This window comes from Neopoerus faecalis, assembly GCF_029218125.1.
In the GTDB taxonomy this organism is placed as follows: Bacteria; Bacillota; Clostridia; order Oscillospirales; family Oscillospiraceae; genus Oscillibacter; species Oscillibacter faecalis_A.
This window is the reverse complement of the sequence record NZ_JARFXX010000004.1, coordinates 169,211-193,488: the sequence shown is the minus strand read 5'-3', so window position 1 is coordinate 193,488 and position 24,278 is coordinate 169,211. Positions and strand designations below refer to the sequence as shown.

The following is a 24,278-nucleotide window of genomic DNA, read 5'->3' as shown; positions in this document are numbered from 1 at the left end:
TCCGTACAGGCCCGCAGGACTTAAAAGCCGATAAGTCCCAAATGCTCCAACAGGATTTTAACGCCCAGCAGCATCAAGATCACGCCGCCGGTCAACTCCGCCCGCTTTTTGTACCGGGCGCCGAACCAGCAGCCCACCGCCACACCCGCAAGGGAAATGCAGAACGTGGTGGTGCCGATGATGCCGCAGGCAGGCAGAATGGCGGTATCAAGAAACGCGAAAGTAATTCCGATTGCCAGAGCATCAATGCTGGTAGCGATAGCCATGAGAAAAAGTTTCTTGTGGTCCAGACCCGCGCCGATGGCGGCGTCCTCGGCCTCGTCCTCCTCGCCGGAGAGAGCCTCCCGCAGCATATTGCCGCCGATGAGCATCAGCAGGATGAAGGCGACCCAGTGGTCAAAGCTCTGGATTCGGGCCGCGAACTGAGAGCCCAGCATCCAGCCGATAAACGGCATAAGCGCCTGAAAGCCGCCGAAATACAATCCCACCGTCAAGGCATGGCCCCATTTGATCCTCGTCATGGACAGGCCCTGACAGATCGCTACGGCGAAGGCGTCCATCGACAGTCCCACGCCGATGAGGAACAGCTCAAGAAAACCCATACTGATGTAAGCCTCCTACAGGATCACCGGAACTTCTCTGCGAATTTTAAGACAGTCCGGTGCCACATCACAGTCATAGGCCAGCACCCGCACCCCATGGGCCGCCGCGTCCCGCAGGGCGGAGCCGAAGTCGGGCTGTGTTGCGTCATTGGGGGCGACGCTGGCAATATCTTCTATTTGTATCACAAAAAAGAGTGTCGCGTCAAGCCCATCCGCCGCAGCCCGCTGCAGCTCCCGGATGTGCTTGACGCCCCGCTCCGTGGGGGCGTCCGGGAACAGGGCGTTTCCGTTTTCCTCCAGTGTGACGCCCTTGACCTCCACCAGATGCGGTCCACGGGGCGTTTCCAAGCAAAAGTCCAGCCGGGAAGCACCGTAGACGAACTCCGGACGGATAGCGGTGACCTCCGGCGCAAAGCCGCCGGACGCCGCCCACTCATGGAACACCTTATTCGGCGCCTGCGCGTCCATGTTGATCAAAATGCCGCCCTTATCTACCGCAATGAGGTCATAGGCCGTTTTCCGAGCGGGATTGGCTCCCTTTTCCAGATAGACCGTACACCCCGGCACTAAAAGCTCCCGGCAGCGGCCCGTATTCTTCACATGGACGGTCTCCACGCTGCCGTCCAGTTCCACATGGGCGATAAAACGGTTAGGGCGGTCGATGAATTTCGCCGCCCGGACATTCTGATAGTGCATTGCTGTCTCCTTCGTATCATTCGCCATCCGCAGGCGCGGCTGGCAGCAGGGGGCTGTACATCATGATGGCATCGTTGGTGCAGAGGTACTGCTCCTCCAAAAGCGCACCGGACAGGCCATACACCTCCCGCCAAAGCTGGTTGTGCCGGATATAGCCGCCCCAGGCGGCCTGGTCGATTCGGGCATCCCGTTCCAGAACCCGGAAGCGGAGAGCGGGCGGCTCCACGGAATACCATGCCCCCTCCAGATGGGTCTCCCCCACCCGCAGGCACAGCTGATACGGACGGTCCGTGTCATTGCGGATCATGAGATCCCGGTGGGGATAGGCACAGGTGGCCCCGCTGCCGAAGGGCTGGGTGCGGTTGGCGTCCGGGAACACGTCATGAGAGTGGCGGTAGCGCTCTGTCACCGTCAGGGGTGTGTGGAGGGTCATCCAGAAAATCAGATTGGACAGCTGGCACAGCCCACCGCCAATATCCCCGCCGATCTGTCCCAGAAACAGCACCATGCCCTCCTTGTAGCCCTTTCGGGCGGTGGGTTTTCCGATAAGCTTCCAATAGCTGAAGGTCTCGCCGGGATGCAGAATCAGTCCGTCCAATCGCTTCACGGCCAGATTCAGGTTCGTCACCTTATTCTCCTGCCAGGCCATTTCTTCTCCCCGGAGGTGACGCATAAGCGGCGTGGCGTGGGAGAACTGGACGCAGGGGAGCCGCTCTTCCCTCCGAATCTTTGCCCAACGGTACTTGGGCGAACACCACAGCAGATATCGTTTTCCGGTGTAATACGCCTTTCCCAGCCGCAGGCGCAGCCAGCTGCGTCGGATGGGCGGGCGCAGATCCATCTTCGTATCCACAACGTCTCCCCCTTTCATTTTTCTTAGTATGCCATACTGCCCGCTCCAAATCCACAACAAAGCGGTAACAATCGTGCTTTGTTCAGAAAATGTTAAAAGATTATTCATTCTTTTTTTGACAGAACCTCCTATAATCTCCCCGTACAAAACCAGAGAGGAGGTTTTTCATGCACCCGTTTCACCGCTTTGCGCAGCTGCCGGACCTCCGGCGCTTCGGCCATCTGCGGCTGCTGCTGTTCTGGCCGCTGTTCAGCCTTACCTTCTATGCGCTGGAGCACCTCCGCCCGCCAGTCTATTATCACCCTATGCGCTGCGCGCTGGACGCTATGATTCCCTTTTGCCGCTGGTTTGTAATTCCCTACGTTTTCTGGTTCCTTTTTGTGGCGGGGATGCTGGCTTGGACCGCCCTGCGGGATGTTCCCGCCTTCCGGCGGATGATGAAATTCATTATCCTGACATATTCCTTCGCCCTGCTGACATATTGGCTTTTTCCCAACTGTCAGCATTTAAGGCCTGTTCTCTCCGGCAATGATGTCCTGACGCGGCTGGTGTCCATGCTGTACCGCTCGGATACCAATACCAACGTCTGCCCCTCTATCCATGTCATCGGCTCTTTCGCCGTGTACTTCGCCGCCCGGGATTCTCGAATGCTTTCTAAGCCGCCCATCCGTCTGACGGTATTTATCCTCACGGTGCTCATCAGCATATCCACGGTGTTTCTAAAGCAGCACTCTGTTCTGGACGTGCTGGCCGGGCTGCTGGTCTGCGCCGCGGCGTACCCCATGATCTATCCCCTGCCCGCCCATCATGCGCTGCCCGCACCGGCGGTCATGCAAAAGCGCACGGTCCTGTAGCCTCCGCTCCTCCGCCCTTGGCGGGGGAGCTTTTTCATGCCTTGCCTTTCGGGCCCGCTTCCTATATAATGAATGGAAATTGACATTACCATCAGGAGGCCCGCTATGGCTCATATGATCCCCATCACCGATTTTCAAGCCCCGGAGTTGGACATTTACGCCCGCCTGACCGAAAACCAGCTCCTGAACCGGGCCGACCCGGCCAACGCCCTGTTCGTGGCGGAAAGTCCGCTGGTCATCGGCCGGGCGCTGGACGCTGGCTGCGTGCCGGTCTCGTTTCTGATGGAGACTAGGCACACCACCGGCAAGGGTGCGGCGCTGCTGGAGCGCTGTACCGCCGATATTCCGGTCTACGCGGCGGAGCTGGAGGTTCTGACCCAGCTCACCGGCTTTCACCTGACCCGGGGGATGCTCTGTGCCATGCGGCGGCCTCCGCTGCCTACAGTAGAGGCGATCTGCGCCAAGGCGCGGCGCATCGCCGTGCTGGAAAACGTGATGAACCCCACGAATATCGGCGCGATTTTCCGCTCCGCCGCCGCGCTGGGAATGGACGCCGTGCTCCTCACCGCCGCCGGCAGCGATCCGCTGTATCGCCGGTCCAGCCGGGTGAGCATGGGAAACGTCTTCCTCGTACCGTGGACCTATCTGCCGGAGGACGCGGACTGGACTGCGCTGCTGCACCAATACGGCTTCAAAACCGCCGCCATGGCGCTGCGGGCCGACTCCATCCGCCTGAATGATGCCCGCCTTGCCGCCGAGCCCAAGCTGGCCGTTGTCATGGGGACCGAGGGAGATGGTCTTGTCGCCGACACCATCGCCCACTGTGACTACACCGTGATGATTCCCATGAGCCACGGTGTCGATTCTCTGAATGTGGCCGCCGCCAGCGCCGTTGCCTTTTACCAGCTTGGCCTCATGAGCCGCCCCGATTCCGATTGAGCGCCTTGCTTTACAGCAGAACTTATGTTAAGATACTACAAAAAACAGGCGACTGCCGGAACGGAGAAATGATTGAAGAAAATGAAAAAGGAACGCGGCTGGCTGAAAAAAACCTTTAAGCAGGCCATGGCACAGGAGCTTCGAGAGCACAAAAGCTCCTTCATCGTCTTTTACACACTGCGGGTGCTGGTCATCATCACGCTGGTGCGCCAGATTTTTCTGCACAACTATGAGGGCGCGTTTTTCTGCGTGCTGACCATCGCTCTGCTGTACGTCCCAAGCTGGGTGCAGGTGCGGCTGCGAATCGAGCTGCCTCCGCCGCTGGAGATCACCATTCTCTGCTTCATTTTCGCGGCGGAGATTTTGGGCGAGGTCAACGCCTTCTATGTCAACGTCCCCAACTGGGACACCATGCTCCACACCATCAACGGCTTTCTGGCCGCAGCCGTTGGCTTTTCCATGGTTCTGCTGCTCAATGACAACGAAAAGCTCACCTTTGACCTCTCGCCCTTCTTTTTGGCTCTGGTGGCCTTTTGCTTTTCCATGACCATCGGCGTCCTGTGGGAGTTTTTCGAGTTCGGCATGGACTGGTTCTTCCACTCCGATATGCAGCGGGATACCGTCATCAACGCCATTTACTCCGCCAGTCTAGACCCCACCCGCAGCAACAAGGTGGTAGCGGTGAAGGGGATTTACGATGTAGTCATCAACGGTGAGGAGCTTGGAATGGGCGGCTATCTGGACATCGGCCTCATTGACACTATGAAGGACCTGCTGGTGAATTTCGTGGGCGCTGTGGTATTCTCCGTCACCGGCTTTTTCTACGCCCGCAGCAAGGGCACAAAACGGACGCCGGCCCAGAGCTTCGTCCCCAGCAAGAAAACAGCGGAGCAGGATTATCTGCGTCAGGCCCGGGAAAGTGGAAACAGCGCCGCTCCCGAGGCAACACCCGACGCCACCGATGATAAACCGTAAAAAATCATTCCGTCTGCGGACTCCGAGAGGCTGTCCGCAGACGGAATTTTATTTTCACGCGCCGGAACAGGCCTTTGCCTTTCCACTTTTCATAGTGAAGATTGTATATTTATTTAATCGTTTTCCGGCGGCTTTTTCAGAAAGCTCTTGTATCTTTTTCCCAATCCGCTATAATATGAATAAAGTACGTCAGAGGCCGTGATCCTCTGTAGAGCAGGAGCTATGCTATGGTACATCAGAAACCCCGCATTTTGGTTGTCGGCAGCTTTGTTATGGATGTCATCGCCACAACGGAGCAAGTCCCCGGCCCCGGACAAACGGTTTACGGGAAGTCCTTCCACACCGCCCCCGGCGGCAAGGGCGCCAATCAGGCCCTTCAGTGTGCGCGGCTGGGCGCGGAGGTCACAATGGTCGGCTGCGTGGGGGATGATCTGTTTGGCCGCCAGCTCTTGGAACCGCTGCAAAATGCAGGCGTGGATACCGGCCATGTCATCGTTCGTCCGGACTGCCACTCCGGCGTAGGCCATGTAACGCTGGCTGTTTCCGGCCACACGGCCCAGAACCGCATCATCGTCATTCCCGGCGCTAACCTGACGCTGAAGGCATCTGAGGTGTCATGGCTGCGGGAACAAATCGCGGAGTATGACCTTGTGCTGTTACAGCTCGAAATTCCTCTGGAGGTCAATCTGGCTGTGGCCCGGTTTGCCAGGGAGGCCGGTGTGCCTGTTATCCTGAACCCCGCCCCGGCGGCAGAGCTGAATGATACTCTGCTCAGTCTGGTCTCGTGGCTGATTCCCAATGAGCAGGAAGCCTCACAGGAGACCCATTTACCGCTCCGCATAGAGGAAACAGGCCCTCTGGACGCGGACCTTCGGGCCATTGCCGCAGCACTGCGCGCCAAGGGCGTCGCACATACGGTCATCACACTTGGGGGCTTCGGCTCCGCTGTGGCGGAGCCATCCGGCCCCCGGTACATCCCCTGCGTCCGCATGGAGCACGTAGCCGACCCCACCGCAGCCGGGGACTCTTTTGTGGGAGCTCTGTCCGTTGGGCTTTCCATCGGCCTTTCAGCGGACGATGCGCTGACCTTTGCCAGCCACACCGCCGCCATCACGGTCTCCCGTCTGGGCGCCATGCCCTCCCTTCCCATGCTGGACGAGGTTCTAACCCTGATGCAGGAGCGTGGCAGCACTCTTGATCCCGCACCGTTCCGCGCTTTGCGCTAAACCATAAACGGAGGTATTTTATGGACGCTCTGCCTGCGCTTCTTCCCGGCCGGTACCGGCACTTCAAGGGTAATGAATACCGGCTTTTGTATGTTGCCCATCATTCTGAAACCATGGAACCCATGGTGGTCTATCAGGCGCTCTACGGCCAACGCGGCATTTGGGTACGTCCCGCCTCTATGTGGTGCGAGATCGTGGACCGCGACGGTTATCACGGCCCACGTTTTACTCTGGTAGAAGCAGATGGGCGAGACACTTGATCCCCGCCGGTCTTAATTTTCAAAATTTTTCGACTTTTTTGAAAATAGGGCTTGCATTCTGCGGAAAACTATGTTAGTATGTATAAGCTGACTTCGAGAGTTCAGCTTATCCGGGTGTAGCGCAGTTGGTAGCGCACTTGACTGGGGGTCAAGGGGTCGTGAGTTCAAGTCTCGCCACTCGGACCATGCAGAGTGTCCTTATAGGATCTGAGTATCCTGTAATGGACACTCTGCTTTTTTATGTAGAAAATGGTGAAAAGCCGGAGCTGTCGGTGCTCACCCGTTCCCGCAGGCACAGCAGCTTGACCTTATGCTCGGTCAGCAGGTCGATGTACTGCTTTGTCATGCCCCAATCCCGCCCTATACGGTCAAGGCTGCTTATCAGCACCACATCCACCTTTCCGGCAAGAACAGCCTCCATCACCTCTTGCAAAGCCGGACGGTCAAGGGTCATTCCAGAGCCATGCTCGGCGGCAGCACCAACGATGGTGTACCCGGCTTGCTTCGCATAGCGGCGAAGCTCCTCGGCCTGCCGTTCCAAAGAAAAGCTATCATCGCGAGCGACGCGGCAATAGAAATAGGCTTTCATCGTGTCGTACCTCCTATACTGCAACCTGTTCCGGGGCGTAGCTGAGTGCTACGCCTTTTCTTGTTTCCATGATAATGTCGGCCTCCGGGATCTTCCGGCGATCCGGCACATCAAAGGCACCGATGCAGTTATAGTGAATAACGACGCGCTGGTTGGTAATGCCGTCCTGCTTTTCAGCGTGGTACACCTCGATATGGTCGATCAGTTCCGCGACCATGCGCTTTGTAATGGTAGTCGCATCCGTGTACCGCCGTACCGTTTCAAGGAAATCGTCAATGTCCATGCGCTTGCTCTCGTCCTTTTTCAGCTCCAGCCGCAGAGCTTTGATTTTCTTTGCGTTTTCGCCCTGCTCTTGTTCATAGCGTTTGGACATTTTGGCAAACCGGGCATCGTCGATCTTTCCCGCTACATTGTCCTCATAGAGCCGTTCAAAGAGCATATCCAGCTCCCGGTCACGGGTGGTCAGAGCGTCCAGCTCCTGCTGCTTGCGGATGCGTCCATTTTCCGCCACCTTTGCCGAGTGTCCGATCATGACTTTGATAAAGTCATTTTCGTATTCGCTGGCAAAGCAGGCCAGCCGCTTGACCTCATACAAAACGACCTGCTCCAAGAAGTCCAGTCGGATATAGTGCGTCTTGCTGCACTTGCGATAGCCGGAGTTGTGGTTCTGACAACTGAAAAACTTGATGTCGTGGTTGTTCTGGTTGAAGTGGAAATTGAGATTGCCGCCGCACTCCGGGCATTTCAGCAGCCCGGAGAATACGCTGGGCTCCTGCGTGACCGTGGGCTTTTTGCGGCGCGTTCCTTTTTGGAGCGCCTGCACCTTTTCCCAAGTCTGGCGGTCAATGATGGCTTCATGGACATTGAGGAAGATCGCCCGGTTCTCCTCCGGGTTCTCGATCCGTTTTTTCATCTTGTAGGACTTGGAGTAGCTTTTGAAGTTGATGACATCACCGCAGTATTCCTGCAAGGTAAGGATCTTCTTGACGGTGGTATGCCCCCACTTGGTAGGCTCCACGGTGCTTTTCGACCCGCCCCGGCTTGTTCCACGGCTGCGCCAGTAGTAGGTGGGATTGACCACGCCATCGGCGGCAAGGCGGGCGGCGATTTCCGCCAGCCCGTACCCCTCCAGCGCCATACGGTAGATCCGGCGCACCACCTCGGCGGCTTCTTGCTCTATCACCCAAAAGCGGGGATCGTCCGGGTTCTTGATGTAGCCGTAGGGCGGCGGAGAGAGCGGAACGCCTGCGTTACCTTTCATCTTGTTCACGATCCGGCGCTTCTTGGAAATGTCCTTGGCGTAATACTCGTTCATAATGTTCTTGAACGGAGTAAAATCGTCCTCGCCCTCGTCACTGTCCACGCCGTCGGAAACGGCCACCAGCCGTATATCGTGGAGTGGGGAAAATTCCTCGGTCAGCTTGCCGACCTCAATGTAGTTGCGCCCCAGCCGGGAAAGGTCTTTGACGAACACCGCCGAGATGTACCCGGCCTCGATAGCCGTCAGCATCTTCTGAAAGCCGGGACGCTTCATGGTCGTTCCAGTGATGCCATCGTCTACAAAGAAAACCGTGTCGGTATAGCCCTTGTCCTTGGCGGCCTTTTGGAGTATCTTCCTCTGATTTTGGATGCTGTTGGACTCGCTGTCCATATTATCGTCACGGCTCAGTCGGCAGTAGAGAGCGGCTGTGCCGAGTTCGTGTTTTTTGCTTGACTGTTTCATATAAACCTCCTCTCTGGCAGTCAAGCAAGAGGTCATTCATCCTGACTATATTATACCTCGCCTGACCGCCCATGTTAAGGATGTCGATGGGGTTATACCGGCTCCAAGTCAGCCAGCATCAGCTTCAAAAGGATGTCACGCATCAGCTCTCCCGTTTCCTTGTAAACAGGCGTGACGATGAAGCGGATCTTTCCGATATGGTACACATATTCTTCCGCAGCGGGCTTTTCAGTCATGGCGTCCTCCTTTCACAGATGCAAAACAAAATCATAGTTCTCCCTGTTGTCCATTGGGAAAGCAAACAGGCCAGCACTCTTGCCGGGTGCTGGCCTGCGGCTTATGACCTTGGGACGAAATGTCCCAAGGTGTTTTTGACAGTTGGGAGCGCCGCACCCGCTCCTGTTGGCCTGTCATAAGACAGCTCATATTCAATGCGGCGCTCCCTCACAGCGGATAGCGACGATCCGTGACGGAGCATCAACTACTTTGCTGCGGAAAAGTGAAAACTACTTCTCATATACCAAGGACAAAAATCGGGCAAATGGAGCCTCACTCACAGAACTTTTTTCAAATATTTTTTCATAGCAACCATGCCGCGCTTTACCGAGCGCCGGACAACGCTCTTGTCCACGCCTTGCTCCCGGGCGATCTGGCGGTAGCTCTTGCCGAGAATCAGATGCGCCTCCACCCGGATGCCCTGCACCTCCGGCAGAGAGTTGATGGCGTTCCACAGGTGGACGAACAGCTCCATGCGATCCAGAAGCTCCTGCGGCGTCGGTTCATGCAGGCAGGCCGAGTATTCGATCCCATCGTCACAGTCGAGGGAATACTGTGCCTTGTTGCGGGTCGTGCGCCGCTGATGGGCTGCTTCATACAGCTTGTCCGCCTTCAGCTCGGCGGCCACTTCGTCGGAAACTTCGATGTATTCATCATGGGTGTACCAAGTGTAAAAGTCCTTCAGATTGATGGTCGTCATTTGTATTTCCTCCATTCGGTTCATGTGTGGGTGGGTGAACAGAACGGAGGAACGGCGGGGATCGGCAGCCGGGGCTGGCTGCTTTGGGACAAATTGTCCCAAGGTGCAGGCATATAAAAACGCCCGCATAGCAGGACGCTATACGGACGCAAGCAAATAAATTTCTTGTTACATGATGTTTAATTTCACTTTCAAAGCCGGACTGCTCCGATGGAGGGGCTACGCTTTTTTTAGCTGGTGCAGATCATTAACGCTATGAAAAAGTAAAATGGACACGGCAGATGAACCTCCCATCGGCTGCCGTGTCCCTGCAAGTCGTCATAGGTTTGCAAGCACAAAGAAACGGCGGCTCTGAAACTCAAAGCCGCCGCTTCATAGGCGTGTTGATAGACTGCTGTACGACGGCTTTTTTTCTTTTGCCGTCGTGCGGCAGAGCAGATTATTTAATCATTCCAGTTGGGCTCACCAACTTCATAGTTCTGGTCTGCAACAGAATTATTGGGGTCATCATAGCAGCTTTCGGTGGTCAATCGGTACTCCGATAAGCTATCACGAGTGTACGGCTTATTTTCCGGTTTATTCGATGCATCAGTTTCGGTCATAGTCTCTGTCATTCCGTGTCCCATACCATCTCTATAACCGAGAAGCGATCCCATGTTATCTCGATAGTAGTTATAAATGTTCTGAACGCGCTCCCAGACCTGTTCGTCAAAATAAACATCGCTTCTCTGGCTAACCATGCTTTCTACATACTGGCGGAGATCGGAATAGAACAGGTCACTGACATCATAGCAGACATACTGTTCATCTTCATAAATCTTGTACTGCTCCATCTGTTCAAATGTCATAAGTTGGCCGCGGATAAGGGCATAGTCCTGCGTGGTTTCGATTTCATTTTTTTCGTACGTGAAAACATAAATCAAAGGTATATCCACGCCACCGTCGATTTCGCCTTTGTGCTGCGGGATGTAGGCGCTTAAAACCATCGCACATTCCTCAGCAGAGGAGCCAATCATTTTGTCATATCCGTCTGTTGAGCGGCGATGCAGACCTGTTAACTGCAACTGCATATCCGTAGGCACAGTACGATCAAAAATGACGCTTTCATCGCTGTCAATCAAAGTTAACTCATCAGGAGACACGGAGGGTACGATGGTTATATCCAGTTGTCCCAGCAACTTCCGGCACTGTTCCAGATATTCGTCAGCGAGTTGATTTCTCTCGTTAACATCTAAGGTGTAGCTTTCAAAGTATGGTCTTAATTCTTTTGCAATTTTTGCTACGAGTTCCGGGTCAGCGGCAATGGGAGTAATCGGTGTTGGGTCAACTTTTTCGGTCGGGATAGGTTCTGCAAACTCAACAGGACACATCCAATCCTGCCCGAACACGAAGTTGTTGTTCGTCAATACGAAATAGTACCAGTCATCGTCTAAAATCGGCGTTTCCAGTAGCGACATATCGTAGGCCCCTGAAAGGTCAATTTCCATCGTACCACTTGAATGAGCAGGTATTGTGGTGTTATTGAATGACACCTTTTTCGAAAGAGGTTTAACTTCTTCGCTGGTAGACCAACGCATTAGTTTAAGGGCAGATTGAAAATCAAGCTCTTTGTCAGACCTGTTTTCTACTTGAACGAAAACCACGCCGTTTCCCTCGTATGTGGCCGCCAGAGAAAGGTCATCCCCTGACAGAGAGGAAAACATACTGATTGCAAAAGCGGTCATGGTTAAGCAACAGCCAACCACCGCCGCTAAAACAGTAACAGTCCTAATGGAGTGTCGCAAAGGCTTTCGGGAAGTCAGTTCAACCCCGGTTTTTTCTTCAAACGAACTTTTGATATTTCGCAAATGTGCTTGATTAAAAGAACTCACTAAAGTAACCTCCATTTCTAATTTGCCAATATCGCACGGAGCTTTTGTTTTGTGCGATATAGGTGGTTTTCAACTTGTTTAACGGGCATATCGAGGGCAACTGCAATTTCTTTTGGCTTTTGGTCGTAGTAATATCGGCGGATCAGTATTTCTTGTTCCGGCTCACCTAATGCTCGTACTGCTGAAATAAGCATACGCTTTGTTTCGCTATCCATCATGCCGTCACAAATATCTGTCTGCTCAATAAAAACCGTATCATCGAGGGGAACAGCATTATTTTTTGACAAATCCCGATACTTGTCGATGGCCTGACTTCTTGCAACCACGGAAAGCCAAACTTTTAGTGTCCCTCGCTGTGGGTCATACTTTTCCGGGTGCTTCCACAAGTACACAAAAACATCAGCAACACATTCTTCAATGTCCTGGTCAGATGCAACATTGTGTAAAATAGAGCTTGCGATTGACCACATCAGTTTTGAGTATTTCGTTATCACATGGTTAATAGCTTCCTCGTTTCCGTGCTTGATCGCACCAACAACTTTTTCATCACTCAAAAACTTCACCTCTTGTCATCGGAACTTCATTGAATTAACCGGTCAATAATAGTACGGTCAAAAAGCAAAAAACACTCAAAAATATTTTGTTGTATGCCTAATCATATTTCAAAGCTGTATAGTAAGCAAGTTTGTGATGCGAAATTAAATATGTGGTAGAATGAAATTCAACACCGTTCAAATGCTATTACCTGAAATGTAAAATTACATCAGGTGGTGATACTATGAAAATTGAACGGGACGAGCGGAAATTTGACTTCCACGGAATCGGACTTGCTATCAAGAAAGCCCGTGAGCGTGAGGGCATGACGCAGGAGCAATTAGGATACATTGTTGACCGCGATCCGCGTACCATTATGTATCACGAAAATGACGGACAACATCCGAGCCTAAACGCCTTTTACCAAATGGTAACCATGTTCGGTATCTCTGTTGACGAATATTTTTATCCTGATATGGGAGCCGATGAAGCCGCAAAGAAGCGGATCAACATTCAACTTAATTCTCTCAACGAAAGCGAACTGCGGCTCGTCGAGGGTATTATCAATGCAATCATAGAAAACCGTGAAACGGAGGGAGCGTAAGAAACGGCGCTGCCTCCGTTTTTTCATGGGGTTTCCGGGGTACGCACTAACGGCAAGCAGGGCAAGTGTAGCCACACTTGCTATTTTTGCATCCCGGCGGGCTGCAAAAACGCTTGTTGGGGAGCCTCCCCAAACCCAGCTTTGGGACATTTTGTCCCAAAGTAATTTGTCTGCGTCACCGTGCGCTATCGCTCCTGTTCCTTTTTGCGCTGGCTATCCGTGACGCCCAACAGATAGTCAATGTTGGCCTTGACCGCCACGGCCTGCCGCATTTCCTCCTGCGCCGAGCGGTACTCGGTATAGAGCGCCTTTTTCCGCGCCGCCAGTTGGCGGCGTTTTTCTTTTAGCTCTGCCATCTTGGGCAGCTTTTCACCGCCCAGCAGTTCTCCCATCGTGGCCTTGGCTGCCCGGTAGTCCGCCAACTCCGCTTCATGCTCGGCAAGGTATTTCCGGCTGTACTTTGTAGCCTTGTACCCGTCAAAGACGGGGCGGGTCTTGGCGTACCGCACCACGGCTCCCATCAGCTCGGAGGTTACGGACAGGTCAGCCTCCGTCCGCCGGAGTTGCTCGGTCAGCGCGTGAAAGCGGGAAACGGCGTCCTCGGCCTTGGCGGAGAGTTGGTCATACTCGGTGATATTCTGCTCCTGCATGAATTGAAGCGCCGCCGCCATCTGTTTTAGGTTATAGACCTTTGCCCACCGCGCATAGGCCGTACCCTTACCGGAGCGCAGCCGCTCCCGTATATCCACGATAAGATTGACACGGCGAGGGGCAGCAGGCACAGGAACAGGCTGCTCCGGGATCGGTCGCGCCCCGGCGATGACAGCCTTGATGTCCTCGGGATCGTAGCCGTCCCCGAGGGTAGACGCTCGAAGCCGGGTCGCCCGCTCCTGCCCCGGAACAAGAAAAGAGATCACACCGCCGCGCCCATGCTTGACCATGAAGCCGGACGCCTCCATGAGCCGGAGAAAAGCATCAAAATCGGCGGGGCGTTTGGCAAGAGCTTCATTGATGGCAAGCCGCAGCTGCTCCTTGTATGAGGGCTGCCGCGCTGTCCCCAGCCACGCCCCGTAATGGAGAAATCGCCCCTTGCTGTGCAGCTTGGGATCGGTGATGACGGTCAGATCATTTTCAAGGCAAATGCGGTCAGAGAGCCGCCGCACCGCACGGCCAGAGCCGATAAAGTCCCGGAACTTCCGGGTGCAGTCCAGCGAGGTCGAGTTGTAATAAATGTGATTGTGGATGTGCGCCTTGTCTATGTGGGTGGCAACGAAAAAGGCATACTTCCCCTTTGTCCAGCGCATCACCGTTTCATAGCCGATGCGGTTGGCCTCCTCCGGCGTGATCTCCCCGGGCTTGAATGACTGGCGGATTTGATAGCACAGCACATCCGCGTCCCGCCGCTGCTCCCGGCCTGTGGCGGCTTTGTACTTGGCCTTGCTCAAAAGGAACTCGGCATCGGCGGTCATGTGGTCGCAGCCGTAGGACGAGATCAATTCGCCGCCCTCGGTCTTATCTGGGTTTTGCCCGTAGTCAAACCGTTCTTTCAAGGACTGCGCGATGGTTTCGCCCTTGCTGATTTTGTGCTTCTTGTAGTAGGTTGTGGCCGTAGGCAGCCCTCCTTCCGATATGACAAACGGTGGCTGTGGTCAGCCGCCGTTGTTCCTGCTTTGGGACATTTTGTCCCGAAGTATCAGCCGGTGATGAAATCCCGCAGGGCGAACTTGGCCGAGTGCTGCTTGTCCACCAGCCACTCAGCGATGGCGGGAACGCCAAAGGGAGAAACGAGGAACGCAAGGACGAGGAACACGATCCCGCCCATCGTCTGTCCGCCGACGAACAGAATAAGTGAGAGCAGCGTCAGCACAATGCAGCCCAGTTCGCACACGGCGGACGCCACGCAGAACAGGAATGTGACCATAGCGGCCAGCAGGGACAGCGCCACCATCACGGGGGCGGCAAGGATTTTGAGAACGATCATAGCAGCTACCTCCTGTAAAAGTTGATAGTTTTTTCTACCAAATTATAACTCCGCCCATATATGCAGACAAGGATGCCTTGATATAAAATCGATAGACTTATGTGTTTAAACATGGTAAAATATAGCGGAAACTGTACTTCAAGGAGTGAATAATATGAAAAAACATCGCATATTTTCGACATTGATTGAAAGCCAAAAGAAAAGTTATGAGTTGATTATGACATCCGTCCTAATTGCTATTGGCGTAAATCTATTGTCAACAGGCATTGTTGAGTTGCTTGGAATTCAAAACAAGGGAATCATCTTAATTGTTATTGGAATGTTTATTTCTATTGGAGTTGTTGTTAGGATTTCAACCTCCAAAATAAACGAGCTGAACCAAACGACTAAAATCAACGGTTTTGTTATTTATGATGAGGAAAGCCATAAGCTTATTGGTGTTCCCGAGTACGGCATATCAACTGATATGGTAGAATATTTAGATTGTGCATTTGCCGAAAATAAAGCGTTGGAAAAACTGTGGAACAACGAAAGTATAAGCCAGTTTCGGATTGTGGGCGGGAAGCCGGGAGAGCAAGCGATAGGAGTTGCAACACATAGTGGCGCTCTATTTATTGAATTGTTGGAATACTGTATTATCCATAAGCTGTCATTACACTTGTCGGAATTTTTTAACAATTCAGATGATAAGAAGTGCGTTCGAGAGTTTCAGCGAAATGACATTCCAGAGGTTTTGCTTAGTAATCGGTTCCTTAAGCTTTTTTCAGAGGATATGGCTAATCGTGAAATTTTTGCTTGTCACGATGCCCCCTTGGGAAATAACAAAGATACTGGGACAATCGTATATGCTCGGAACTCGTCCGGTGGGTATTATGATAGATTTGATTTGACTTTGCCTGAAAGAAGTACAATCTCCAGAAAAAACAAGAATGAGATTGTTATTGAAACTCCCATACTTACACTAACAGTCTCTTGTTTGTTTGGCGGTTTTAGCACCATCCTCAAGAGCGGTTTCTATAGGTATTACTTAGGCATTGCAATCCCCCAAAAAAGCTACAACAATTATGGGTTTAATGTTGAAGTTAATGTGAAATTCAAGATTAAATCTCTGTTTTCAAAAGAAAAAGAAGTCTATTATGCATGGATTGACAGTTTCTTGGATGAACTTTCCAGCTATATCGGTAAGGATGACTTCTTTGTTAGGATTGACTGGGATTCTGTTTATACCATGCTGCGTTGCAATAATAATGCGAACAAGCTTGCATCACTCCCAAAGGAGGTAGCGAAGCCCAAGGAACAAGGGGAACCAAGCTACATCATCGAGAAAAATATATAGTTAATCAGCATATAAGTCTTTTGTGTAGGCAGTTGTAAAAAATATCAGCAAAAAGGAGGGGTACAACTATTAGCGTTGTACCCCTCCACATAATATGTCGGTTACTACGGCTAATTTTTTAATCAGCTCGGACAGCGGCTCCCAAAGGTCGGCATAGTCCTTTTGGAGCGCCGTGATCTCCGAGGGATAGATGCCGTAGGTGTTGGCATGGACGGCCACTTGGTTTAGGTTGTTGGCACACCGCCGCTGCAAGGCCACCAGCTCCCGGATGTCCGAGAGGTCAACATGGAGGACATAGCCGTTGAGTGCCATTTTCCGCATATAGGCTCCCATGTTGGAGATCCCGGCCTCGGCCATGCGGTCAGCGATCAACGCCTGCTCCTCCGGCGTCACCATCACATGAAGATGGACAGAACGCCGCCTTTTTGTCAACGCTCCTCACGCTCCCGGCTCCGGCGCTTGGGTGGGTGTTCCCGCACCCTGTCCAGCGGCTTTTCCTCCGGGAGCGGCACAGGCAGATTGTTGATGATACCGTCGATCATGTTCCCGTTCTGCTCCATCGCAAGCTCGGCGTTCCTGTTGGGATTGTGTTCCTGCTCCATAAATATCCTCCTATCTGTCGCCCCGGTCAGGGGCATTTTTCTTTGGGGCGGATTGTCCCCGGTCAGCCTCGGCCTGTTTTGCGGCGGTTTTCATTTGCTCCCGAATGGAACGGGGCCTGTCGGGATTGTCAGGTGCAGGCCGCAGCTCATAGTCATCTGCCTGTTTTTCCGTCAATGGCCGTGTGTAGGTCAAATGCCCCCACGCCAGAAATGCCCCATTTTCAACCGGGACGCGCTGATCGTAGTTGACGATCTCATCCGGGGCGTTGCGGGGCGGCTTGGGGAATGTCCCCATGTCCACGGGACGCTGGGTAGAATAATACTTGTAAAGGCCGGGAGCCTCGGTCTGCTTGACACCGACATTGTAAAGGCGCTGGTACTCCTGCACCCGCGCCGCAAAGTCCTGTTCCAAAGCGGCACGGTCGCTGCCGTAATGCCCCCATTCATACTGCCGCTGGCCGTCCTTGTCATCATAGCAAGCCCATGTGACATAGGGCGAGGGAGCGGTAGGATGATGCCCCAGCGCAAAGCCCCTGCCGTTTTCCAGCATGACGGCCTTGATGATCTCATAGCCTTGGTTTTTGTCCATATACCCTCCTCACCGTGATACATCCTTTTCCGCCCGTTTCGCAAAGGGCTGAAGCTGATAGGGGCTTTTACCGTCCTCCGGACGCAGGAAGTCCAGCCTTGCGGCGGCACGGATGGCGTTCTGGTTGAGCTGCCGCTGCCATGCCCCTTGGCTGGGCGCCCACTTGAAGCCCTCGCTTTTGAGCGCCTGCCGGGTGTCGGCGTCCGGCTTATCCTCAAAAATGAGCTGCAAGCGGTTCTCTGCCTCGTTGACCTTGGCCTCCCCGCCGAGGAATGTCCAGCCCACGAACTCGGCCTTATGGCTCAGATCTTCGATGCGCTGGCGCACACGGCGGATATTGGCGTTATTGTTGGTGAGCAGATAGGACGGAAACGGAACGGGGTCTTTGCGCCAGTCTTGGGACATAGACGCCTTGACCTTTTCCACCTGCTCCGCCGTCAGCTCGGGGCAGTCCTCCAGCGTCTTGTGCTTGCGGTAGTAGGCATTGACCGCCTTCATCATAGTCTGCTGAGACTCCATTCCCTCCAGCTTTTTTGTGAGCTTTTCCACGGCAAGGTCATCGTCGGCGCTGATACCGCCCCGACCTGTGGAGCGGATCTTGTCCAACAGCTTTTCAATTTCGGCATACTCGCCGTAGTTGCGATCCCGGGCGGCGTTCTGCTTGGCCTTTTTCGCCACGGGGAAATTGCCGCCCCCGGTAATCAGAATAGACGGCACACGGGCGTCAATGGCGTTGCGCTCATTGAGATTTTCCGCCAGCCTGCGGGCGTAGCGGTCAACAAGGGCGTCGATCTTATCATGGTACATGGGATCGACCTGCGCTTTCTGCTTCTCTGCCAGCGCATAGGCTTCATCCACCATCGCCCGGTAGCCTGCTGTGGCCGAGCCGGGGGCATAGTCGGAATAGCTGTTCATATCCTTTGCCCGTTTTGCCGCCGCCTCGCTGATCTCATAATATTTAGGCATAATTCCTCCTCTCAACCGGGACTTCGGGACAAAATGTCCCAAAGCCCCGGCGCTTGGATGTGGAAAGCATTTCTGTGAAAACAGGGGTAGACGGGAAAACATATCGCCCACCCCAAAAGCGCCCCGGAAAAGCCTTGTAAATGCAGGTATTTTCCGGGGCTACTTTTCCACGCACTACCTCCGTTTGCGGCGCATATACGCCCGCTTCTGCTCCCGCAGGGCAGCCCCGGCGCAGGCCGGGGAGCAGTACCGCTGCCGCCCGTCCGGGAGAAATGCCCTGCCGCATACCGGGCAAGGCCGGGTTTCTGTGATACGCTCCACGGTCAGCGACCTTTCCAGCACAGGATCAAGGGGCAGCACCGCCGAACGAAAATAGCGGCAATAAGCGCCCGTCCAGCACTTGCCCAGCATATAGCAGGGACAGTCCAGCGGCAGGCAGCCAGCGTCCTTGTCATAATTGGCGCACCATCGCTTCACAAGGGAGCGGATCGCCGTCTTTTCCTGCCGGGTCAATTCACGGCTCATTTTTCTCTCCCGTCTTTGGCTTGAGCTGTTCCCGGTAGCAGAACACGCAGCCGATCCCGCGCCAGTAGGGGCAGCCGTCGCAGTGGGAGCCTTTGGGCGGCAGGTTGGGCGGAGCGCCCTTAAAGTAGCTCTTTTCTTTCATAAAGTCCTCATAAGGACTGTTGGTAAATCTCATTCCTCGCCCTCGCTTTCCGTTTCGTCCTCGTCCTCCCAAGGCGGGGTATCGTCATAATCGTCGCCATAGTCCTCCGCAGCGTCGGCGGCCTGCTGCTTTTTGGGGCGGTAGATCTTAAAATACCAGCCAGCACCACCGCCGATGACCGCCACGGCCAGCACCAGCAGGAGCGTCCCGCCGCTGCCCGTAGCCTTGGGCTGCTCCGGCTCGGGGTCAGGCTCCGGCTCTACCACAGGCACAGGTTCGGGAGCCTTGCCTTGGCACTCGCCCATGTTCACGGCGCAGACGGTGCAATCTGTGTTGATAGCACCCACGGCGCATTTGTCCGCGCAGGCACACTCCGGCAGCTCATCGCCCGCCGCCTGCATCGCCGCCAGCAGGTCAGCCTCGTCCACCATATTCAAAAAGTAGGTCTGATACTGCTCGCCGTCCTCGTCGGTGGGCTTGTCATAGTCAATGACGATGTAAAAGGTGTTGCCGCCGCTGGTCTGCACCGTGATGAACTGCTTATTGGTGGCCTTGTCATAGAGCAGGTCACGGGTCACAAGGTTGCCGTCCTCGGCGAAGCCCTCGCTGGGGTCAACGGTTTCCGTGGGCAGCGCCTCCACCGGGGCAAGGCCGTCCCATTCCTCGCCGCCTCCGGCGTAGGCCGTGACCGCCATGCCGCACATCAAAACAGCGGCGCAGAGCGCCGCCGTCAGTTTCTTCATCCACTTGTTCATTCGCTGTCCTCCTTGTCTGTGGGATCGGACTTCGGGACAATCTGTCCCAAAGTGCCGCCGCTCTTGATGGTCTGAAGCAGCACGGGCAGGTCGGTGAGCGAAACGCTCATGCCGCGCACGATCTCCACGATCTCGCTGTTCTCGGCCTCCAGCTTTTTCTGTTCCAGCTCCTTGAGCCGTGCCTGCTGCTCGTTGATCTTGGCCATGACCTTTTCAATCTCGGCCTGAATTTTTGCGCTTTTGGAGATAGCCATAAAAAACCTCCTGTCAAAATAGTTTTCCGTAGGCGTAGAAATGGGACTGCCAGTAGCTCGTGTTGAGGTTGGTGTAGCTGATGGGGTCGCCACAATGAAGCATCCAGCCGTCGCCAACATAAATGCCGCAATGGGAGATCCCCGGCGTGTCATAAGTCCCCGTGAAGAACACCAAGTCGCCGGGTTTGGGGCTGCTTGTCCGGGTGGAGATGTTGTATAGTCCCTGCGCCCCCAGCCGCCCGAAGTCCCAGCCGCATTGGTTGTAAACATAGCTGACGAAGCCGGAGCAGTCAAAGGATGTGGACGGGCTGCTGCCGCCCCAAACATAGGGGTATCCCACATACTTCTCCGCTTCTTTCAGAAGGGCGGCAAAGGTTTCATCGGCAAGATAGTCCTCGGGGATCTCATGTGCCGGGGGCTTGTTGGTGTACTTACCCACATAGGGCGAGGACGGGAACAGGTCGGGGCGGTTGCCCAGCGTCGCCATGTATAAGGCATACCGGGACAGGGTTTCCTCGCCCATGATGTAAACGGGCAGATGGGAGAGATTGAAGTTTTCCAGCGTGACATAGCAGATGTAATAGTTGTATGGAACTTCTACATCGTAGTCGTTGCCCTCGCTGTTCGTCCTTGTGACCGTGCGGTAGCGTACCTCGACAACCACATCCTCGGTCAAAATGTACTGGCGGTCAAAGAGCATTTGGAGCGTCCCCCGCATCTCGTCCAGCGTCCACTCGCCCTCATGGAGCGCGCAAACGATGGATAGCAGCACATAGGGATCGTGTTCGATGGTGTCGAGGTCAAAATGATACTCGTCATAATCGTGGGTACGGGTGTAGGTGTCGAGGTAGTGTTGCAGCTCGTCCTCCAGAGCGCAATAGGCGGCCTCCGCCCCCAGCAGGTCAGCGTTATCGGCGGCATAGGTGGACGCGCCGATGGCTCCGGCCACGCCGTTGCCCACCGTTACCAGCGAGGACATACACGATTGCAGCACCACCAGCAGAAGAAACGCCGCCAGCAGCAGGAGCAGCCCGCCGGGGTGTTCCTTGATGTAGGCGGACACTCTTTCTGTCAGCTTGCCCGTGACGGACGCCGTACCCTCGGCAGCCTTGCCGGTCTGTCTGGCAGCCTCCCGCGCCTGCTTTGCGTACTGGCGCTTGATCTTCTGCTTTTGCAGATACCGGGACACCGCGCCGCCCTCCTGCATTTCCGGGTGTTCCTCCACGGTCTTGCGATAGTAATAATCCGCCGTGGCCTTGATGTGCTTGCTCTCGGCACGCTCCACGGCCTTTGCCGGGTGTTCCCGGATGGCCTTGCGGAGCTTGCGCCTGCCGAAGCGGTACACGGACTCCGCCGCCAGCTCGGAACGGTGTGCGCCCTCCGTGCCGACATTTTCATGCTCGACCTCATAGAGCTTGCCATGCACAAAGCTGTGGACGCCGTGTCCGGCGGTGTGGGCAAGACGCTTGACCGCACCGGGCTTTTTCGGCGGCTTCTGCTTTGCCAGCTTCTCCCGGGCGGTGTCCAGCTTCTCGCCCCGGCGCTCCATCCGCAGCTTGGACGCCGCCGTTTGCTCCTGCCGGCTTTTCCGCCGAAACTTGGACTTCGGGACATTTTGTCCCGAAGTGGGGTTACTCGTCTGTTCGCTCATGGGCAAGATCCTCCGGGCGGGTCGTCAGCAAGTCATAGATCTCTCCTCGGGGGAAACGGTCTACAAACGGGATGGTGACATTCCCATAGAACAGCAAGCCCTCGCCGGAATTGGAGTGCGTGATATAGGAGAGCTGATGCTCGGAAATGCCAAGCTGCTTTGCCAAGATCGCACGGTCGCTCTGCGCCTGCGACAGCAACACCATGAAGTCGGTGTTGTCCAGAATGTTCTCGATCTCCCGGCTGGCCAGCAGGTCTTTCACATTCTGCGTCAGCGCCGAGGGGACACAGCCCTTTTTGCGGAGCATTTTCCAGACCGCCACAAAGTAGCTGGCCGTCAGCGGATCACGGAGCAGGATGTGGAACTCGTCAAAGTAGCACCAAGTCGCCACGCCCTCGGCATGGTTGGCGTTTACCGCCGCCGTGACAAATTCATTGGTGGTGTGCATGGCGATTTTGCGGAGGTTTTCACCCAAGCCCTTTAGGACGATGCAGACCACACGGGAATTGAGGTCAACATTCGTGGGATGGTTGAAAAGGTTGAGAGAGCCTGTGCAGTAAAGCTCCAGCGCCGTCGCCACCCGCCGCGCCTCCGGCTCTGGCTGGCGCAGCAGCTCCTCATACAGATCTTGCAGCAGCGGCGTTTTGGCCGTTTCCAGTCCCAGCGCCATCTCCCGGTACACCAGCCGCACACAGCGGTCAATGACGGTTTTCTCGATGGGCTGCAAGCCCTCCTTTCCGCCTACGATCAGCTCACACAGGGACAGCAGAAAATCCGCCTTCATGGAAAGCGGACTGTCCTCGTCGTTGATGTTCATTTGTAAATCCATAGGCGAAATGTGGTGCGGGCTGTCCGGGGCGATCTCGATGACCTGACCGCCCAGCCGCTCCACCAGCGGGGCATATTCGCCCATCGGGTCAACCACGATGATACGGTCATTGGTGGCGAGGAACACATTGATCAGCTCACGCTTGGCGGCAAAGCTCTTGCCGCTGCCCGTAGAGCCAAGATACATTCCGTTGGCGGATTTGAGTTTTTTGCGGTCAGCCATGATGACATTGTTGGAAAGGGCGTTCATGCCGTAGTAAAGTGCCTGCCCGTCCATGCGAAGCTCCCGGGTCATAAAGGGAATGAAAATAGCCGTGGAGCTGGTGGTCATGCCCCGCTGAATTTCAATGCCGTTGTAACCGAGAGCCAGCGAGGACACAAACCCCGGTTCCTGCTGCCAGTCCAGACGGCGCAGGGCGCAGTTGTATTTCTGCGCGATGCCGCTCACCGTGAACACATCGTTTTCAAGCCGCTGCCGGGTGGGAGCGAGGTTCACCACCGTAAAGGTCAGCAGGAACATTCGCTCGTTGCGGCTTTGCAGGTCGGAGAGCAGCTCGGCGGCGTCCTTGGAAAAGGTAATGAGGTCGGGCGGTAATATCTCCATGTCGTACCCGGCACGGACAGCCTTTTTCTGCTCCTCCGCCTTCATACGGCCTATGTCGGAGATCTTTCCCTTGATCGTCTTAATGGCCTTGAGTTGGTCTACCGTCTGAATGTGCATGGTGACGGTCAGCTCGGCGTCCAGCTCCAGAATCTCCGCCAGCAGCTTATCCGAAAGCTCCGACGCCATGATCTGCAAATAGGACGCCGCGCCCCACATCTGGCCGACACGGAAAGTCCGGCTCTGCCGAAAGTCGAAACTGTCCGGGGCGATGTAGTCCTTTGTCCCCATGCCCGTCTTGGGAATGTCTTTCCACGCAAAGCGGAACGGCTCACGCCCGCCGGGATGCATCTGCCCATGCAGCACCGCCAGCCGATCCCGGCCATCCAGCGGGCGGGACTGGACGCCCAGCCGTTTCAGATTGCCCATGACATCCGCCTCCACGCGCCCCAGCCGTGGACGCGCCTCTGCCACGCCCTCGGCGGGCAAGCTAAAGGTGATGTACTTATACCGCTCAATGCCGTTGTTGCTCTTGGCAATCTGGCCTTTGAGCATTTCCACATACTCGCCCCGGATGCTGTTGAAGTCATCCTCCTGCGCCGGGATATTCACTTTGTAGCGGTTGGCGTTCCGGCTGCGGCGGTTGACAAAGGAAAGCTGGAACGGCAGAGAGCTGTCAAAATAATTCAGGCACGCGCTCCACCCGCTGATAATGGCAGTCTGATCCTCCGTGGACGCCACGGCATAATTGATGTCCTCATATTCCAGCGTCTTTGTGTAAAGCCCGCCGGGGAGCTGGCAGATCCCGTCCGGGTGCATAGCGATATAAGGAATGGTTTGCTGGGCGGATAGCGCCCGGTGCTTATTTGCGTTTTTCTGCTTTTTTGCTTTACTCAATAGGCTCCTCCTTTCGCGCAAATGGGGCATAGATATTTTCCGTTCGGTACGGGCGGATGCCGGGGCGGGTAAACTTGACCCGGATGATATTGCGGATCACCTTTTCAAAGGGCAGTCCGTCCTTTTCGTACATCGCCAGCAGAAACGCCGGGAGCATGATCGCCAGCATAGCGAACAGCGCCCCGGTGTTGCCGATGGCCTGCCGGGTCAAAAGATAGGCCGGAACGCCGATAGCAGCCCCCATGCCAAAGCAGATTAGCTGCCGCTTGGTGAGATTAAACGCGATCTTTGTCTTGATTTTGGAAAGGTCATTTGGGACATTCACATAGGGCATCAGTCTGTCACCTCCAGTTTGGGACAATTTGTCCCAAAGATAATATTGTGGTTTCTTTTGTTGACGTGATATAATCGATGTCGAAGATAGCTGATAACCAAAAAACTGTATTGAT

The 24,278-nt window shown here is 54.8% G+C and carries 29 protein-coding genes and 1 tRNA gene; 8 read left to right on the top strand and 22 right to left on the bottom strand.

Features of this window, described 5'->3' with window-relative positions; all coding sequences use genetic code 11:
- Positions 1 to 20: 20 nt before the first annotated feature.
- The 3 genes from PY311_RS06780 to PY311_RS06770 are packed head-to-tail and all read right to left on the bottom strand — an operon-like array spanning position 21 to position 2,151.
- Entirely contained in the window at positions 21 to 602 is a 582-nt protein-coding gene (locus PY311_RS06780; RefSeq protein ID WP_286147898.1) for a manganese efflux pump MntP, read from the bottom strand.
- Between the two features lie 15 nt (positions 603 to 617).
- Entirely contained in the window at positions 618 to 1,298 is a 681-nt protein-coding gene (gene sfsA, locus PY311_RS06775; RefSeq protein ID WP_286147897.1) for a DNA/RNA nuclease SfsA, read from the bottom strand.
- Between the two features lie 16 nt (positions 1,299 to 1,314).
- Positions 1,315 to 2,151, bottom strand: a complete 837-nt coding sequence (locus tag PY311_RS06770) for a VanW family protein (protein WP_286147896.1) — start codon at positions 2,149 to 2,151, stop codon at positions 1,315 to 1,317.
- Between the two features lie 167 nt (positions 2,152 to 2,318).
- On the opposite strand from PY311_RS06770, the gene PY311_RS06765 reads away from it, so the two are divergent.
- The 6 genes from PY311_RS06765 (at position 2,319) to PY311_RS06740 (ending at position 6,591) form a co-directional block, all read left to right on the top strand.
- Entirely contained in the window at positions 2,319 to 3,005 is a 687-nt protein-coding gene (locus tag PY311_RS06765; RefSeq protein ID WP_286147895.1) for a phosphatase PAP2 family protein, read from the top strand.
- A 105-nt stretch (positions 3,006 to 3,110) separates the two neighbouring features.
- Positions 3,111 to 3,944 carry a TrmH family RNA methyltransferase gene (locus PY311_RS06760; RefSeq protein ID WP_286147894.1) on the top strand — a complete coding sequence of 278 codons (834 nt, stop codon included), beginning with the start codon at positions 3,111 to 3,113 and terminating at the stop codon, positions 3,942 to 3,944.
- An 81-nt stretch (positions 3,945 to 4,025) separates the two neighbouring features.
- Positions 4,026 to 4,919 (top strand): DUF2238 domain-containing protein, encoded by an 894-nt coding sequence (locus PY311_RS06755; RefSeq protein ID WP_286148000.1) that lies wholly within the window; start codon positions 4,026 to 4,028, stop codon positions 4,917 to 4,919.
- Positions 4,920 to 5,146: 227 nt separating this feature from the next.
- Entirely contained in the window at positions 5,147 to 6,145 is a 999-nt protein-coding gene (locus PY311_RS06750) for a ribokinase (protein WP_286147893.1), read from the top strand.
- Between the two features lie 20 nt (positions 6,146 to 6,165).
- Positions 6,166 to 6,405 (top strand): DUF1653 domain-containing protein, encoded by a 240-nt coding sequence (locus tag PY311_RS06745; RefSeq protein ID WP_286147892.1) that lies wholly within the window; start codon positions 6,166 to 6,168, stop codon positions 6,403 to 6,405.
- A gap of 110 nt (positions 6,406 to 6,515) precedes the next feature.
- Positions 6,516 to 6,591, top strand: a tRNA-Pro gene (locus PY311_RS06740).
- Positions 6,592 to 6,643: 52 nt separating this feature from the next.
- Here PY311_RS06740 and PY311_RS06735 read toward each other — a convergent pair.
- The 6 genes from PY311_RS06735 to PY311_RS06710 form a co-directional block, all read right to left on the bottom strand.
- Positions 6,644 to 6,994, bottom strand: a complete 351-nt coding sequence (locus PY311_RS06735; RefSeq protein WP_286147891.1) for a recombinase family protein — start codon at positions 6,992 to 6,994, stop codon at positions 6,644 to 6,646.
- Between the two features lie 13 nt (positions 6,995 to 7,007).
- Entirely contained in the window at positions 7,008 to 8,717 is a 1,710-nt protein-coding gene (locus tag PY311_RS06730; protein WP_286147890.1) for a recombinase family protein, read from the bottom strand.
- 92 nt (positions 8,718 to 8,809) lie between these two features.
- Positions 8,810 to 8,953, bottom strand: a complete 144-nt coding sequence (locus PY311_RS06725) for a hypothetical protein (RefSeq protein ID WP_165860255.1) — start codon at positions 8,951 to 8,953, stop codon at positions 8,810 to 8,812.
- 317 nt (positions 8,954 to 9,270) lie between these two features.
- Positions 9,271 to 9,693 carry an RNA polymerase sigma factor gene (locus PY311_RS06720; protein WP_286147889.1) on the bottom strand — a complete coding sequence of 141 codons (423 nt, stop codon included), beginning with the start codon at positions 9,691 to 9,693 and terminating at the stop codon, positions 9,271 to 9,273.
- 443 nt (positions 9,694 to 10,136) lie between these two features.
- Positions 10,137 to 11,564, bottom strand: coding sequence for a hypothetical protein (locus tag PY311_RS06715; protein WP_286147888.1), 1,428 nt, complete (start codon positions 11,562 to 11,564; stop codon positions 10,137 to 10,139).
- 17 nt (positions 11,565 to 11,581) lie between these two features.
- Entirely contained in the window at positions 11,582 to 12,118 is a 537-nt protein-coding gene (locus PY311_RS06710; RefSeq protein WP_118625809.1) for a sigma-70 family RNA polymerase sigma factor, read from the bottom strand.
- A gap of 224 nt (positions 12,119 to 12,342) precedes the next feature.
- Here PY311_RS06710 and PY311_RS06705 point away from each other — a divergent pair, with 224 nt between their 5' ends.
- Entirely contained in the window at positions 12,343 to 12,702 is a 360-nt protein-coding gene (locus PY311_RS06705; protein ID WP_286147887.1) for a helix-turn-helix transcriptional regulator, read from the top strand.
- A 185-nt stretch (positions 12,703 to 12,887) separates the two neighbouring features.
- Here the strand turns inward: PY311_RS06705 and PY311_RS06700 are convergent, their stop codons facing one another.
- Positions 12,888 to 14,252 (bottom strand): relaxase/mobilization nuclease domain-containing protein, encoded by a 1,365-nt coding sequence (locus tag PY311_RS06700; protein WP_286147886.1) that lies wholly within the window; start codon positions 14,250 to 14,252, stop codon positions 12,888 to 12,890.
- Positions 14,253 to 14,395: 143 nt separating this feature from the next.
- Positions 14,396 to 14,683, bottom strand: a complete 288-nt coding sequence (locus tag PY311_RS06695) for a CD1845 family protein (protein ID WP_286147885.1) — start codon at positions 14,681 to 14,683, stop codon at positions 14,396 to 14,398.
- Between the two features lie 154 nt (positions 14,684 to 14,837).
- On the opposite strand from PY311_RS06695, the gene PY311_RS06690 reads away from it, so the two are divergent.
- Positions 14,838 to 16,019: a hypothetical protein gene (locus PY311_RS06690; RefSeq protein ID WP_286147884.1), complete on the top strand. Its 1,182-nt coding sequence runs from the start codon at positions 14,838 to 14,840 to the stop codon at positions 16,017 to 16,019.
- A 69-nt stretch (positions 16,020 to 16,088) separates the two neighbouring features.
- On the opposite strand, the gene PY311_RS06685 is transcribed toward PY311_RS06690, so the two are convergent.
- From PY311_RS06685 to PY311_RS06635, 11 genes are all read right to left on the bottom strand, one after another.
- Positions 16,089 to 16,451: a plasmid mobilization protein gene (locus PY311_RS06685; RefSeq protein ID WP_350309709.1), complete on the bottom strand. Its 363-nt coding sequence runs from the start codon at positions 16,449 to 16,451 to the stop codon at positions 16,089 to 16,091.
- A complete protein-coding gene (locus tag PY311_RS06680; protein WP_286147883.1) occupies positions 16,448 to 16,621 on the bottom strand; it encodes a DUF4316 domain-containing protein in 174 nt (57 codons plus the stop codon). Before PY311_RS06680 ends, PY311_RS06685 begins: the two co-directional genes overlap by 4 nt.
- A gap of 10 nt (positions 16,622 to 16,631) precedes the next feature.
- Positions 16,632 to 17,210 carry a defense against restriction DarA-related protein gene (locus tag PY311_RS06675; protein WP_286147882.1) on the bottom strand — a complete coding sequence of 193 codons (579 nt, stop codon included), beginning with the start codon at positions 17,208 to 17,210 and terminating at the stop codon, positions 16,632 to 16,634.
- Between the two features lie 9 nt (positions 17,211 to 17,219).
- Entirely contained in the window at positions 17,220 to 18,176 is a 957-nt protein-coding gene (locus PY311_RS06670) for a DUF8626 domain-containing protein (protein ID WP_286147881.1), read from the bottom strand.
- Between the two features lie 174 nt (positions 18,177 to 18,350).
- Positions 18,351 to 18,701, bottom strand: a complete 351-nt coding sequence (locus tag PY311_RS06665; protein WP_286147880.1) for a cysteine-rich VLP domain-containing protein — start codon at positions 18,699 to 18,701, stop codon at positions 18,351 to 18,353.
- Entirely contained in the window at positions 18,691 to 18,876 is a 186-nt protein-coding gene (locus PY311_RS06660; RefSeq protein WP_286147879.1) for a hypothetical protein, read from the bottom strand. Before PY311_RS06660 ends, PY311_RS06665 begins: the two co-directional genes overlap by 11 nt.
- Positions 18,873 to 19,598: a DUF4366 domain-containing protein gene (locus PY311_RS06655; RefSeq protein ID WP_286147878.1), complete on the bottom strand. Its 726-nt coding sequence runs from the start codon at positions 19,596 to 19,598 to the stop codon at positions 18,873 to 18,875. The genes PY311_RS06660 and PY311_RS06655 overlap by 4 nt, the downstream gene beginning before the upstream one ends.
- On the bottom strand, positions 19,595 to 19,852 hold the full coding sequence (locus PY311_RS06650) for a DUF4315 family protein (protein WP_286147876.1): 258 nt from the start codon (positions 19,850 to 19,852) through the stop codon (positions 19,595 to 19,597). The genes PY311_RS06655 and PY311_RS06650 overlap by 4 nt, the downstream gene beginning before the upstream one ends.
- 13 nt (positions 19,853 to 19,865) lie before the next feature.
- Complete coding sequence (locus PY311_RS06645) at positions 19,866 to 21,503, bottom strand: C40 family peptidase (protein WP_286147875.1); 1,638 nt, start codon at positions 21,501 to 21,503, stop codon at positions 19,866 to 19,868.
- Positions 21,484 to 23,859, bottom strand: a complete 2,376-nt coding sequence (locus PY311_RS06640; protein WP_434059934.1) for a VirB4-like conjugal transfer ATPase, CD1110 family — start codon at positions 23,857 to 23,859, stop codon at positions 21,484 to 21,486. Before PY311_RS06640 ends, PY311_RS06645 begins: the two co-directional genes overlap by 20 nt.
- Positions 23,822 to 24,163 carry a PrgI family protein gene (locus PY311_RS06635; protein ID WP_286147874.1) on the bottom strand — a complete coding sequence of 114 codons (342 nt, stop codon included), beginning with the start codon at positions 24,161 to 24,163 and terminating at the stop codon, positions 23,822 to 23,824. The genes PY311_RS06640 and PY311_RS06635 overlap by 38 nt, the downstream gene beginning before the upstream one ends.
- Positions 24,164 to 24,278 lie beyond the last annotated feature (115 nt).

Bases quoted from the DNA above. Each gene is read 5' to 3' on its own strand.
- PY311_RS06645 (WP_286147875.1), bottom strand. From the start codon at position 21,503: ATGAGCGAACAGACGAGTAACCCCACTTCGGGACAAAATGTCCCGAAG.
- PY311_RS06760 (WP_286147894.1), top strand. From the start codon at position 3,111: ATGGCTCATATGATCCCCATCACCGATTTTCAAGCCCCGGAGTTGGAC.
- PY311_RS06690 (WP_286147884.1), top strand. From the start codon at position 14,838: ATGAAAAAACATCGCATATTTTCGACATTGATTGAAAGCCAAAAGAAA.
- PY311_RS06650 (WP_286147876.1), bottom strand. From the start codon at position 19,852: ATGGCTATCTCCAAAAGCGCAAAAATTCAGGCCGAGATTGAAAAGGTC.
- PY311_RS06635 (WP_286147874.1), bottom strand. From the start codon at position 24,163: ATGCCCTATGTGAATGTCCCAAATGACCTTTCCAAAATCAAGACAAAG.
- PY311_RS06730 (WP_286147890.1), bottom strand. From the start codon at position 8,717: ATGAAACAGTCAAGCAAAAAACACGAACTCGGCACAGCCGCTCTCTAC.
- PY311_RS06675 (WP_286147882.1), bottom strand. From the start codon at position 17,210: ATGGACAAAAACCAAGGCTATGAGATCATCAAGGCCGTCATGCTGGAA.
- PY311_RS06725 (WP_165860255.1), bottom strand. From the start codon at position 8,953: ATGACTGAAAAGCCCGCTGCGGAAGAATATGTGTACCATATCGGAAAG.
- PY311_RS06755 (WP_286148000.1), top strand. From the start codon at position 4,026: ATGAAAAAGGAACGCGGCTGGCTGAAAAAAACCTTTAAGCAGGCCATG.
- PY311_RS06735 (WP_286147891.1), bottom strand. From the start codon at position 6,994: ATGAAAGCCTATTTCTATTGCCGCGTCGCTCGCGATGATAGCTTTTCT.
- PY311_RS06660 (WP_286147879.1), bottom strand. From the start codon at position 18,876: ATGAGATTTACCAACAGTCCTTATGAGGACTTTATGAAAGAAAAGAGC.
- PY311_RS06670 (WP_286147881.1), bottom strand. From the start codon at position 18,176: ATGCCTAAATATTATGAGATCAGCGAGGCGGCGGCAAAACGGGCAAAG.
- PY311_RS06745 (WP_286147892.1), top strand. From the start codon at position 6,166: ATGGACGCTCTGCCTGCGCTTCTTCCCGGCCGGTACCGGCACTTCAAG.
- PY311_RS06665 (WP_286147880.1), bottom strand. From the start codon at position 18,701: ATGAGCCGTGAATTGACCCGGCAGGAAAAGACGGCGATCCGCTCCCTT.
- PY311_RS06705 (WP_286147887.1), top strand. From the start codon at position 12,343: ATGAAAATTGAACGGGACGAGCGGAAATTTGACTTCCACGGAATCGGA.
- PY311_RS06640 (WP_434059934.1), bottom strand. From the start codon at position 23,859: ATGCCCCATTTGCGCGAAAGGAGGAGCCTATTGAGTAAAGCAAAAAAG.
- PY311_RS06720 (WP_286147889.1), bottom strand. From the start codon at position 9,693: ATGACGACCATCAATCTGAAGGACTTTTACACTTGGTACACCCATGAT.
- PY311_RS06780 (WP_286147898.1), bottom strand. From the start codon at position 602: ATGGGTTTTCTTGAGCTGTTCCTCATCGGCGTGGGACTGTCGATGGAC.
- PY311_RS06680 (WP_286147883.1), bottom strand. From the start codon at position 16,621: ATGGAGCAGGAACACAATCCCAACAGGAACGCCGAGCTTGCGATGGAG.
- sfsA (WP_286147897.1), bottom strand. From the start codon at position 1,298: ATGCACTATCAGAATGTCCGGGCGGCGAAATTCATCGACCGCCCTAAC.
- PY311_RS06750 (WP_286147893.1), top strand. From the start codon at position 5,147: ATGGTACATCAGAAACCCCGCATTTTGGTTGTCGGCAGCTTTGTTATG.
- PY311_RS06765 (WP_286147895.1), top strand. From the start codon at position 2,319: ATGCACCCGTTTCACCGCTTTGCGCAGCTGCCGGACCTCCGGCGCTTC.
- PY311_RS06655 (WP_286147878.1), bottom strand. From the start codon at position 19,598: ATGAACAAGTGGATGAAGAAACTGACGGCGGCGCTCTGCGCCGCTGTT.
- PY311_RS06695 (WP_286147885.1), bottom strand. From the start codon at position 14,683: ATGATCGTTCTCAAAATCCTTGCCGCCCCCGTGATGGTGGCGCTGTCC.